11 protein-coding genes are annotated in these 12,671 nt (G+C 47.7%); 5 read left to right on the plus strand and 6 right to left on the minus strand.

Features of this window, described 5'->3' with window-relative positions; translation table 11 throughout:
- Positions 1-84: 84 nt before the first annotated feature.
- Positions 85-1,176, plus strand: coding sequence for a branched-chain amino acid aminotransferase (locus QMZ64_RS05130; RefSeq protein WP_075751631.1), 1,092 nt, complete (start codon positions 85-87; stop codon positions 1,174-1,176).
- Between the two features lie 222 nt (positions 1,177-1,398).
- Entirely contained in the window at positions 1,399-2,661 is a 1,263-nt protein-coding gene (locus QMZ64_RS05135; protein ID WP_065644419.1) for an MFS transporter, read from the plus strand.
- 102 nt (positions 2,662-2,763) lie between these two features.
- Here QMZ64_RS05135 and licH read toward each other — a convergent pair whose 3' ends face one another.
- The 6 genes from licH to QMZ64_RS05170 form a co-directional block, all read right to left on the minus strand.
- On the minus strand, positions 2,764-4,092 hold the full coding sequence (gene licH / locus QMZ64_RS05140) for a 6-phospho-beta-glucosidase LicH (protein WP_265625352.1): 1,329 nt from the start codon (positions 4,090-4,092) through the stop codon (positions 2,764-2,766).
- The gene (locus tag QMZ64_RS05145; protein WP_043926908.1) at positions 4,092-4,421 is read right to left on the minus strand and encodes a PTS lactose/cellobiose transporter subunit IIA; all 330 of its coding nucleotides are present in this window, start codon (positions 4,419-4,421) and stop codon (positions 4,092-4,094) included. Before QMZ64_RS05145 ends, licH begins: the two co-directional genes overlap by 1 nt.
- A 15-nt stretch (positions 4,422-4,436) precedes the next feature.
- Entirely contained in the window at positions 4,437-5,789 is a 1,353-nt protein-coding gene (gene celB / locus QMZ64_RS05150; RefSeq protein WP_265625351.1) for a PTS cellobiose transporter subunit IIC, read from the minus strand.
- Positions 5,790-5,803: 14 nt separating this feature from the next.
- On the minus strand, positions 5,804-6,109 hold the full coding sequence (gene licB, locus QMZ64_RS05155) for a PTS lichenan transporter subunit IIB (protein WP_003186297.1): 306 nt from the start codon (positions 6,107-6,109) through the stop codon (positions 5,804-5,806).
- Between the two features lie 126 nt (positions 6,110-6,235).
- A complete protein-coding gene (locus QMZ64_RS05160; RefSeq protein ID WP_265625350.1) occupies positions 6,236-8,182 on the minus strand; it encodes a BglG family transcription antiterminator in 1,947 nt (648 codons plus the stop codon).
- 326 nt (positions 8,183-8,508) lie between these two features.
- Positions 8,509-9,099 (minus strand): DNA-3-methyladenine glycosylase, encoded by a 591-nt coding sequence (locus tag QMZ64_RS05170; protein WP_265625349.1) that lies wholly within the window; start codon positions 9,097-9,099, stop codon positions 8,509-8,511.
- Between the two features lie 224 nt (positions 9,100-9,323).
- Here QMZ64_RS05170 and QMZ64_RS05175 point away from each other — a divergent pair, with 224 nt between their 5' ends.
- The 3 genes from QMZ64_RS05175 to QMZ64_RS05185 all read left to right on the plus strand — a co-directional run bounded on the left by QMZ64_RS05175 (position 9,324) and on the right by QMZ64_RS05185 (position 12,662).
- Positions 9,324-9,995, plus strand: coding sequence for a GntR family transcriptional regulator (locus tag QMZ64_RS05175; RefSeq protein ID WP_243941566.1), 672 nt, complete (start codon positions 9,324-9,326; stop codon positions 9,993-9,995).
- 75 nt (positions 9,996-10,070) lie between these two features.
- Complete coding sequence (gene mmgD / locus QMZ64_RS05180) at positions 10,071-11,186, plus strand: citrate synthase (protein ID WP_065644413.1); 1,116 nt, start codon at positions 10,071-10,073, stop codon at positions 11,184-11,186.
- A 36-nt stretch (positions 11,187-11,222) separates the two neighbouring features.
- On the plus strand, positions 11,223-12,662 hold the full coding sequence (locus QMZ64_RS05185) for a bifunctional 2-methylcitrate dehydratase/aconitate hydratase (RefSeq protein WP_265625348.1): 1,440 nt from the start codon (positions 11,223-11,225) through the stop codon (positions 12,660-12,662).
- Positions 12,663-12,671: the final 9 nt, after the last annotated feature.

Here is a 12,671-nt window from a genome sequence, read left to right on the forward strand (position 1 = left end):
ATCTATTGCGATTATCAAGAGAAGGTTTAAAATAGAAGATAAATATTTTTTGGAAAAAGACTAGAAACGGCAGGGAGAATGAATATGACAAAACAAACGATCAGCGTACAACTCAGTACAGCAAAAAAGCAAAAACCAGAGGCTGACCGGCTCGAATTCGGCCGGACATTTACCGACCACATGTTTATCATGGACTATACGGCTGAAAACGGCTGGCACGATCCGAGAATCGTTCCTTATCAGCCGATTGAAATGGACCCGGCGGCAATGGTTTACCACTACGGGCAGTCCGTTTTTGAAGGGTTAAAAGCTTACTTATCAAGCGAAGGCAGAGTTCTTCTGTTCAGACCTGAAAAAAACTTCGAGAGACTCAATAAATCCAACGACCGCCTCTGCATTCCGCGGGTTGATCCTGACACCGTTCTGGAAGGGCTGAAGCAGCTGGTTCAGATCGACAAAGAGTGGATTCCTCAAGCTGAGGGGACATCCCTTTATATCCGTCCGTTCATTATTTCAACGGAACCGTACCTCGGCGTCGCCCCGTCCAATATGTATAAAATGCTCATCATTTTATCGCCGGTCGGATCTTATTACAAAGAAGGCATCCGCCCTGTGAAAATTGCCGTTGAAAGCGAATTTGTCCGTGCTGTGGCAGGCGGTACAGGCAATGCGAAAACGGCCGGAAACTACGCGGCGAGCCTGAAGGCTCAGGAAGTGGCGGAAAGCAAAGGCTTCTCGCAAGTGCTTTGGCTTGACGGAGTTGAAAAGAAATACATTGAAGAAGTAGGCAGCATGAACATCTTCTTCAAAATCAGCGGTGAAATTATCACTCCGGCTCTGAACGGAAGCATTTTGGAAGGCATTACGAGAAATTCCGTCATCCATTTATTAAAACAATGGGGACTTTCCGTAACCGAAAGAAAAATTTCAGTTGATGAACTGGTTCAGGCTCACAAAGACGGCCTGCTTGAAGAAGCGTTCGGCACCGGAACCGCCGCTGTCATTTCCCCGGTCGGCGAGCTGATCTGGAAAGACGAAAGCCTTGTGATCAACAGCGGGCAAACAGGCGAAATCGCCAAAAGGCTCTACCAAACGATCACCGGTATTCAAAAAGGCGCTTTGCCAGACACATTCGGCTGGACAGTTGAAGTTGATAAAGTCAGCCAGTCCTGCTAAGCGGTTTAAGCTCTCTTTTGCAAAAAAGAGGGCTTGCACCCTTATCGCGAAATGTGCCGACGGTTTCCACACCGCTCCCCCTCTTTTTCATTCCGCTAGTCAATCCCCCGCACAAAACGATTCCATTTTATATATTTTATGTTAAAATTATCAATAACCATACCGTAAAGGAGAGATCATCCGTTCTCATGTAACATGCAAATCAAGAAAGGACGCTGAACAATGGATCAAACAAAATTGAGCGTCTGGGAAAAGAATTACACGTTCCTTTTCATCTCCAGGCTAATCAAAATCTCGGCTGACTGTTTTGCCTTCAACTCTATTTTATGGTTCTTAATTTTTGACGGAAAAGGTGCAATCGGCACCTCCCTGCTTCTTGCCGTCACTTTCCTCCCCGAAGCCTTTTTGGCGCCGGTTACAGGGCCTTTAGTCAAAAGAAGCGCCCTGAAATTCTGGATGTATTTTTCGGATTTAACAAGAGCAGCCGTCGTCATTACAATACCGATTTGCTACTTAAACGGCTTTTCACCGATGTGGTTTGTTTTAGGGCTCATGATCATCCATTCGGCAACAGGTGCGACTTATAACCCGGCGTCGATTACGCTGATTCCGCAGATCGTGAACGAAAATCTCATCCAAAAAGCCAACGCGATTCTCCAGTCTTCTTCAGAAATCATCAGGCTGGGAGCCGTTACATTGTGCGGAGTGCTGCTGACTTTTATCGGCCCTGCAACGACTTTGGTCTTTTCATTTATCTTTTATATCATATCGGGCCTATTCGTGCTTTGCATCAAATACACCATCACCCGGAATCAATCACAATCTAAGTCTCTTGCTCAAAGAGGTACATATTTTGCGAGATTAAAAAGAGGATTTACATTAGTGAAAAACCACAAAATATTATATCCGCTGGCGATTTATTGCATCTTCATGAACCTGGCGGCTTCACCATGGGAAGCCCTTTCTGCGGTATATGTTGCAGAGGATTTAAACGGAACGCCGTTCATCCACTCGCTGCTGAAGGCTACGACGGCAGGAGGAGCATTTTTACTGGGTTTTATCCTTGCAAAAGTAAAAATCAACAGGTACGGACTCCTTTTCATCACGGCAGGCATTCTTGAAGGTGCGGCTTATTTTATCGCAGGACTGAATACTTTCCTGCCGCTCGTATTTCTCGCCGCCTTTGCATTCGGAGCAGCCATCAGCTCGATCAATGTCCCCGAATTCACGATTATCCAGACATCTGTCGAAGGGGATGACCAGCCTCAAGTGTTCGCAGTCATCCATATGATCACAAATCTATCGCTTCCTTTAGGGGCAATTGCCTGCGGATATGCCGCAAAAACGCTTGGCGCGGGAAGCGTGATCGCAATCGGCGGCTTCATCGAAATCATTGCGGGCATCGGCATCCTCATCTTCACTCAGCTTGCCAAAGCCCGGCAGTCAGATCTGGTCAAAGAAAAAGAAGCAAGCGCAAATATGTAAGCATGAATGGGACGGCCGCTGTTTCGCCGGGCCATTCGGAAACGGCGGCGCCTATATCTATTAAAAGGTTCCGGCTGACACACCGGAACCTCAATTTTATTCCTATGCTTCTACAGATCTAAAAAACTGCGGAAGATGCGCTTTATGCGCTTCAAGCATTTCATCCAGTATTTGTTTCGCAATTTTGTCGGACGGAACGAGCGGGTTGATTGTCATGGCGACAAGCGCGGTGTTGTAATCACCTGTAACAGCCGCTTCAGCCGCAACGCGTTCGAATGATTTGATTTGCTGGACAAGGCCTCTCACGGTGACAGGCAAATCTCCGACCGCGATCGGTTTCGGCCCGTTTTTCGTCATGACACAGTTGACTTCCACTGCGGAGTCATCCGGAATGCTTGCGATCGCTCCGTTATTCATCGTGTTGACAGGCTGAATGTCGTGCTTGTCATTATAAATCGAGCTGATCAAGTTGCAGGCGGCATCACTGTAATATGCCCCGCCGCGCTTTTCAAGCTGGGGCGGTTTGATCGCCAGCTCCGGATCTTTATACAGCTCAAACAGTTCCTTTTCAACTTGCTGAACGACCTCTGCACGCGTTCCTTCCGTTTTTGAAGCCTCCAGTTCATGTTCGAGCATCTCCTGCGTTTTGTAGTAGTAGCGGTGGTAGCCGCACGGAATCAGGCCGAGGCCCCGGATAAAGTCGGGTTCCCACGATTCTCCGGAGATGTTTTTCATCGTCATCGCATTTTCGGGATCTGCCATCGCTTCGATCACTTTGTCTTTGACGCTGACACCGTCCAGGAAAACGTCGAGTCCGAACACCATATGATTTAATCCGGCAAATTGAATGTTTATGCGGCTTTCATCAACATCGAGCGCTTTTGCAACCCCCATCTTCATGCCGATCGGCACATTGCAGAGCCCGACGACTTTTTTCAAATTAGAGTAGCGGAGCAGTGCTTCAGTTACCATGCCTGCCGGGTTGGTAAAGTTGACAAGCCACGCGTCAGGGCACAGTTCTTCGATGTCTTTTGCAATCTCAAGGATAACCGGAATGGTGCGGAGCCCTTTGAAAAGACCGCCCGGTCCATTTGTTTCCTGTCCGATCACCCCGTATTTTAATGGAATTCGTTCATCTTTTGCTCTCGCTTCGAGCAAACCGACGCGGAATTGCGTCGTGACAAAATCAGCATCTTTTAAAGCCTCTCTGCGGTCGAGCGTCAGATGAATTTCGATCGGGACGCCCGCTTTTTCGACCATTCGCTTCGCCAGCGTGCCGACGATATTGAGTTTTTCTTCCCCTTCCGGTATATCGACGAGCCAAAGCTCGCTGACCGGAAGTTCGTCATGTCGTTTGATTAATCCTTCGACAAGCTCGGGTGTATAACTAGAACCTCCGCCAATTGTTACGATTTTCAATCCTTTTTTCATCAATTGACACCTCCGTGGACATTCATTTTTTCATACAGCTCGACAATCTCCGCGGCCAAATCTTTCATGGTCATCGCATTCATTAAATGATCTTGCGCATGAATCATGAGAAGTGAGGGTTCGGTTTTCGTCCCCTTCGCTTCATTTTGAATCAAAGCTGTCTGAAAGTGATGCGCCTTGATCAGTTCTTCGTCAGCTGCCCGGATCTTTTCTTTTGCAGCGGCGAAATCTCCCTTTTTGGCTTCGGCTATCGCTTCCATGCAAAAGCTCCTGCCGTTTCCTCCGTGAAGGATAATTTGAAATATCGTTCGTTCCAATTCCTCGGACATCTTGACACCCCTTTTCTATACACTGGCCTGTTGACCGTCGCTTACGGCCGTCCCGGCCTCCAGTTCGCTCTCTTCTCTCAGCTTTTGTTGATCCCACATTCTAAAGAACGGATAGTATACGACAAACGAGATCAACAGATTGATCAGCTGCATGACCGCTCCGGAAATTTTCCCTCCTGTTGCTAAATATCCGGAAAAGCCGGGCGGCATTGTCCACGGCACCGCAATCCCGGCAGGCTTTGCGACAAGACCTGTACTCATTCCAATATAGGTTGCCGTTAACATTAACAGCGGCGACACGATGAACGGAATCAGCAGCATCGGATTCATGACGATCGGCATGCCGAAAATAATCGGTTCGTTGATGTTAAAAATAGCGGGACCGATGGCTAGTCTGCCGAGCTGTTTCATCTGTTTGCTTCGCGCTCTAACAAACATCATAATGACCAAAGCCAAAGTGGCGCCGCTTCCGCCGATGTTAACCCAAATCTCAAAAAACTGTGTCGTAAAGATGTTCGGGAGCGCTTCACCGGCTTGGAAAGCAAGACGGTTTTCGTCCATCGCACCGTACCAGATCGGCGACATCACTCCGCCGACAATGTTTGCTCCGTGAAGGCCGCAGGACCACAGCAGCATTTTCACAGTTTCGGCGACAAGGCTTCCGCCGAGACTGCCTCCAAGGATGGACAGAGGTGTGCCTAAAAGTACGTTGACGACATTATGGAGGCTTTCAAACGGCGTCATTTCAATTAAAAGGCGCGCCACCCAGATCGAGCCGATAACGGCGAATCCCGGAATCAGAGCGATAAATGATTTGCTGACAGCCGGCGGTACGCCGTCCGGCATTTTGACGACAATATCCTTTTGAACAACCCAGCGGTAAACCTCAGTCGAGAACATCGCGATCAGCATGCCAACAAACAGACCTTTGCTTCCCATTAATGAAATCGGGATGCCGCCTGACACTAAAATTTCCTCTGTTGCGCCTTCAGGTGTGAACGGAATCTGGTATGGGGTCGCAAGCAGAAAAGCTGCTACGGCAATGGCACCTGATGACAGAGCATCAATGTCGTATTTCTCGGCCAGGCGGTAGGCGATGCCGAACGTTGCGATCAGCGCCATAATGTCAAAGCTGACATTAACCGGGTAGCTTAATTTATCAGCCCATTGCTCGCCGAAAATCCCTGCCATGAATTCCGGATATCCCGGAATCGGCAAATTGGCTAAGATGAGAAACAGCGATCCGATAATGATTAATGGCATGGTCAGAATAATACCGTCTCTGAGAGCCTGCAAATGGCGCTGAGCGGCAATTCTGCCGGCAACCGGCATGACCTTCTCCTCTAAAAACGCATTAAACTTATTCACTTGTGCCGCCTCCTTTAAGAGCCGGCAAGCTGTTCGGCGGATTTTAACACTTCTGCTCCATTACAAGTTCCGTAATGGACCGTATTGATGACATCGACGGGTACACCTTTCGATTCTCCTAATTTTTTTAATTGCGGGAGCATGTAACGGACTTGCGGGCCAAGAAGCAAGACGTCGGCTTTATCGATATGATTCTGAACCTCTCCGCCGGAAACGGCCCAGATTTTATAGTCTTTGCCTTGTTCCTCTGCACTTTTTTCCATTTTCGTCACAAGCAGACTCGTTGACATTCCTGCAGCGCAAGCTAATAAGATATTCATGTTCAATTGTCCCCCTTTTACTTATCGTGTCTGATCTCTTTTACAGTTCCATCATATAATGAAACCGTTTTCATATACACTTAATGATTTTCCTCAGCGAAGAGGAAAAAAGACAAGGGGACATCTTCATTTAGCATATCGATGAGCCGGCCCGCTTTTTTTGAAGACGGACATAAACTCCCCGTACGTTTTGCATTTCAGAAGTTCCCGGACAATCGCCCTGTCATCTAAAACACGGCCCAAAAATTTGTACATCTCTTGCAAATTTGCTGTATTGTCCTTTTCCACGCAAAGAAGGCAAACGAATTGAACCCTCTTATTCTCCCAGACTATCGGTTTTTGCAACGTGCAAACCGCCCAAAAAGTCGATTCGGTTTTTGGTGTCATCGGATGCGGAATCGCAACCAGATTGCCGAAGCAAGTGGGCGCAACGGCCTCCCTTTCAAAGACGGAGGCTTCAAGCCCCGCGTCTGCAAGCCCTGATTGCGTCACTTTTCCGCACAGAAAGCGGAGGACCTCCTCTCGGGAAGACAGGCTTTCCTGCAAAAAGACGAGCTCTTTTTTCGTATATGTCGAAGCGATTCCGTCATCTTCGGCAAGCACTTGTTCTATTTTCGTTAAATCCCCCCCTCCCAATATGGCGTTTACTTGAATCACCGGAATGGGAAGCTCAGCGGACAGCGGTATGGTGCTGATGACAAAGTCGAGTGCATGAAGCGACATTAGATTCAGCTTGTAGTAATCAACCGTTCCAAGAATCTCAAGCTTTGAACCGAATGTTGCCCGCAGTCTGTCTTGAAGCAGCATGGCGCTTCCGGCTCCTGACGCACAGACAATCATACAGCGTTTTGAGGGCCTGTTCATGTTGCGTCTTTCCATGGCTGCGCCGATATGCAGAGCGAGATAGCCGACCTCGCTTTCCTGAATGTCAAATCCCGTCTCTTTTTTGATGACTTCACCGGCTTGAATCCCGGCTTCAAATGCGAGGGGATAATTGGCTTTAATTGCGTCCAGCATCGGATTTCTGATATTCATGCCGTATCTGCAGCGATTCAGAGCCGGTTTCAGGTGAAGACCGAGACCGATTTTTAATTCTTTGTCATTCCCAATGCCGAGGGTCAATTTTTGATCGATGGCTTTCATGATCAATTGCGTCAGCCGGTCTGTCTCTTCATCCATCATGTTTTCGATTGTATCGCTGCGAATGGAGGCCATAACCGTCCTTTTCGCGCCAAGCAGATGAATGGCGATGTAGGCTGTTTCTTTTTCAGGAAAAGCCACTTGCAGCTTTTGTTCAAGAGTGCGGACAATCGCCCTCGCCACTTCATATTCTTTATGATTCATAACCTCCTTTACATCTGTGGAATAAAGAGAAACATGTTTTCCGCTGCGGATGCGTTTGCATGCAATGGCGACGTGGATGAGAAGGTTGTTTAGTCCGATATCTGAAAGAGAAATGTGATCTTCGCTTATTTTTTCTAAAATCGTCTGACGGATCATAGCAAGCTCTTCTTTTGGGAGAATGGATATCCGGGTGTTCATAATATCAATATCCGTTTCCCGCTTTGGAAAAAGGTGCTCTGCGATGCAAGATCGCAGCTTCATCTCATCTCCCTTCAGCTTAAAGCCGTAATTCGGTTTGATCTTCAGTTCAATGTCGTAAGGTTTGAGCCTTTTCTTCACATCTCTCATATCGTTTTGGACCGTCGATTTGCTGATAAACATCTCACCGGCTAAATCTTCAAGTTTGACATACTCCTCAGTTAAGAGAAGCCTTTTTAATAAATAGAGAATACGCTCATTCGGAAAAACGGGAGTAGAAAGCTCTTCATGAAATGTGTGCTGCAGAAGCTGGCGAAAGAGGCGGTCATTCTTGATGGAGAGCCGATAGCCTGCACCTCTAATCGATTGGACGGCAGCGCCGTTTTTGGAGAGAAGCCGGTCTAATTCTTTCACATCTGACCTGATCGTCCGAGAGGTCACATTTAGCTCATTGGCCAAATATGTGCTGGTTAACGGTGATTCTGCTCCTATCAATTCGCCGAGGATAAGCTTAAGCCGAGCATTGAGCATAGAAAAAGACCCTCCCACTAAGATACTTGAACCGAGACCAAACCTATACACTGAGGTATATTCATTCTTTTTGTGAAATTTGTCTCATAGTTAAGTAAATTCTATTATGGTTGCGCTTTCAAGTCAATTTGGCCTTTTTCCAAGAAAAAAAGCCGGTTTACCCGGCTTTCAGATTCTTTTTCTCTCTTCGGTTTTTGATGATTTTCCATGCGATCGGATAGATGACAGGCGCCCATTTGACGGCGCTTTTAAACATTTTTTTCATAGCTTGACTCCCTCCTGTTTTTTTACTGTTTTCCCTGTTGAACGGGAGCCAAACCTTTTAACTATCTTGAGACGTAGCGGTTTCCTTTTATCCAGAATCGCCAAGGGTATTCCCTCGCTTCTCCTGAGTTGTCAATGCCAATTCGCGGACCGCTTAAAATGTCCTGGGGTTCATACCCTTTTGCGATATAAAGCGGCGGTGCTGTCAGCGGTCTGCCGTAATCGTTCATCGTGATGGAAAGCGCTTTTGTCAGCTTTCCCGGTCCGTTCGTCCAATCGCGCGGTTTCTTTCCGCTTCTACGCTTCTCCATCAGCGCGAGGCCTTCATGGGGTTCAAGCGCTCTGATCAGCACGGCCTCAGGTTCATCGGCCCCTCCGCTTACAACATTGATGAGTGTGTGGGTGTGCATGGTGTACGTATAGACCACTCCGGCTTCATGAAACATGATTTCCGTACGTTTCGTCCGGCGGTTGCCGTAGCTGTGCGCCGCTCTGTCCCCGGGCCCTTTATAAGCCTCTGTCTCCACAATATATCCTGAAGCAGTCCCTTCTTCTGTTTCTTTGACGAGCAGACAGCCCAACAGGGATTGGGCGAGTTCGATTGTTGGTTTGTTGTAAAATTCGAGCGGAAGAGGTTCGTGAGCTGGATTCATTTTTGGACGGCCTCCTTTTTACTCTAAGGCGAAACGCCTCTTTGTCGATTGTGATATATTTTACCATTTTCAACAGACGGGATGCCAGAAATGAAGGCGCCTTGATTGGGAGGATGATCTTCATTGATTTTATTTTTCGGTCTTCCGTGGATGACATTGACATATCTGTATTATTGTATACAATAATAATTATATTCTGAAAAAAGGAGGCGAAAGCTTTTTTCATGCACTCTTCAAATCCAGTCAAAAGACAGTCTGCAAGTGATTACGCTTACAACGAATTAAGAACGAAAATTATCGAACTTGAATACCCTCCCTCTGAACAGCTTGCTGAAGACAGTCTTGCAAAGGGTTTAAACATCAGCAGAACGCCTCTTCGCCAGGCTCTTTACCGGCTGGAGCTTGAAGGATTAGTCAGTAAACAGCCGAACGGCCGGCTTCGCGTATGCCCGATTTCGCTCGCTGAAGCGAAAGAGGTTTTTAAAGTTCGGGAAGCGCTTGAAGGACTGCTCACTGCCGAAGCCGCACAGCTGGTGACGCCGGAGACCCTTCATCAGCTTGAAGACCGCATCGAACTGATGAAACTGGCTGCCGTAAAGGGCCGCAAAACAGATACGGTCAAGTACGGATCAGAATTTCATTCCATCTTGCACGCCATCAGCACCAATGCAACCGCAAAACGTTTTCTGGATCAGCTTGAAAGCAGGATTGAACGGTATCGCAGAATCAGCGGATACAAAAATCCTGACTACAAACCGTCTGTATCTTTCAATGAACACTTGGACATTTTTAATGCCGTCAAAGAAAAAAACAGCGTTTTGGCAGAAGCCGCCATGCGTTCCCACATTAAACGAAGCTTGCGTTCCATTGAAGAGACGCTGGAACGTTCATACTAATCCGCCGAACAGCCAATGCCATTCTCACAGCACGTTTTTGACACAAAAGTTAAAAAACGAATAAGAGGTGGAAAAATGGGCAAACAAGGTGTATTTAAACCGGGATTAGAAGGCGTTATTGCTGGGGAAACAAACATTTCCTTCTTAGATACGGAAGCGGAACAAATCGTCATTAAAGGCTATGATTTAATCGAACTTGCAGAACAAAAAACATATCTTGACCTCGTCTATCTTCTCCTTCAAAATAAACTGCCTGATCCAATGGAATTGCAAGGAATTGAAAGCGCTATAAAAAATTCGTATGAACTGCCCGGCGGAATCTATACCATTCTGAAGGCGCTTCCGAATAACACCCATCCGATGGATGCCCTTCGAACCGGGATTTCCGCTTTGGCAGGATATGATCCCGAATTGAATGACAGGTCTCCATCAGCAAACAGAAGCAAAGCGCTGCGCTTGATCGCACAGGTTCCGAATATTACCGCCAACAGCTACCGCATCCTTCACCAGAAAAATGTCATCACACCTGATAAACAGCTTTCATTCAGCCAGAACTTTTTATACATGCTGACGGAAAAAGAACCGACTCCGCAAGAAACAGCCGTCTTTGATCAAACATTAATGCTGTACAGCGAGCACGAAATGCCGAACTCCACATTTGCAGCAAGGGTCATCGCATCGACAAACACAGACATATACGGTGCATTCACAGGCGCCGCGGCATCGCTTAAAGGACATTTGCACGGCGGTGCGAATGAAGCAGTGATGTACATGCTGCTCGAAGGAGAAACAAAATCGGGCTTCTGCAAGCTGATTGAGCATAAGTTAAGCAGAAAAGAAAAAATCATGGGCTTTGGGCACCGCGTCTATATGAAAAAAATGGACCCGCGCGCAGCCCTGCTGAAAAAGGCGCTCTATTCGCTATCTCATAAAACCGGAAGACAGGATTTATATGAGATGTGCGATGCCGGCGAAAAGCTGATGCGCGAAGAAAAAGGCCTGTATCCGAATCTCGACTACTATGCGGCTCCGGTCTATTATCTGCTCGGCATACCGATCGACCTCTATACTCCGATATTTTTCGCGGCACGTTCGGTCGGTCTAAGCGCACATGTCATTGAACAGCACGAAGACAACAGGCTGTTCCGCCCGAGAGTTCACTATACCGGACCGCGTCATCTTCATCCATAGTTCGCCTTTGATTCAGAAAGAAGGGAGATAAATGTTATGAAAACAGAAAGTCAAACGCTCCAACATTGCGATCAATTGCTGGAAGAGATCGCAGACTATACGGTAAATGCCAAGATTTCAAGCGAAGAAGCGATTGAAACCGCCCGTTACGTCTTAATGGATACACTGGGCTGCGGCCTTTTGGCGCTCAAATATCCGGAATGCGCCAAACATCTCGGCCCGATTGCCCCGGGTACCGTCGTCCCGAACGGCACCCGCGTCCCGGGAACGCAATTTGAGCTCGATCCTGTTCATGGAGCCTTCAATATCGGCTGCATGATCCGCTGGCTCGATTATAATGACACATGGCTGGCAGCAGAATGGGGCCACCCGTCAGATAACCTTGGAGCGATTTTAGCCTGCGCTGACTATGTCAGCAGGCAGCGGCTCGCGGCGGGCAAGGAACCGCTTACCATTCACGATGTATTAACGGCAATTGTGAAGGCTCATGAAATCCAAGGCGTTCTTGCTCTCGAGAACAGCTTAAACAGAAACGGGCTTGACCATGTGCTATTTGTAAAAGTCGCCTCCACTGCTGTGGCATGCTCACTATTGGGGGGGACAAAACAGGATGTTGTCAATGCCGTCTCCCAAGCCTGGGTCGATAATTCAAGCCTGCGGACGTACCGCCACGCTCCGAATACCGGTTCGCGAAAGTCATGGGCAGCCGGTGATGCGACAAGCCGCGGCGTGAGGCTCGCAATGATGACCTTGAAAGGCGAAATGGGATATAAAACCGCTTTGTCCGCTCCAATGTGGGGGTTTCAGGATGTCCTATTCGGCGGGAAAGAATTGACGCTCTCCAGACCGCTCGACTCTTATGTCATCGAAAATGTCCTTTTTAAAATTTCATATCCGGCGGAATTCCATGCTCAAACGGCTGCTGAAGCCGCGATCAGGCTTCATCCTGAAGTGAAGGACAGACTTGATGAGATCGATCAAATCGTGATCACGACGCACGAATCGGCCATCCGGATTATCGACAAAACGGGAGAATTACACAATCCGGCTGACCGTGATCACTGCCTTCAGTATATAACAGCGATCGGACTGATCTACGGCGATATTACCGCTGACCATTACGAAGACGAAACCGCGCAAAATTCGGAGATCGACAGGCTGCGCGAAAAAATGACGACAGTCGAAAACAAACAGTATTCTACCGATTATCTCGACCCGGAAAAACGCTCGATCGCCAACGCTGTTCAAGTGTTCTACAAAGACGGCACACACTCGGAAAAAATCGCGGTCGAATACCCGATTGGTCATCGGCGCCGCCGCAACGAAGGCATCCCGCTGTTAAAAGATAAATTTATCAATAACTTAAAAACGCGCTTTCCGGCGGGGCAAGCGGAGCGAATAAACGCCCTGCTGAACGATCCTCGCCAATTAAGCGGTACACCTGTGCCGGACTTTATGGAATTGTTTGTGATTTAGGAGGTGTTG

Source organism: Bacillus sp. LB7, from assembly GCF_030449715.1.
Taxonomy (GTDB): Bacteria; Bacillota; Bacilli; order Bacillales; family Bacillaceae; genus Bacillus; species Bacillus paralicheniformis.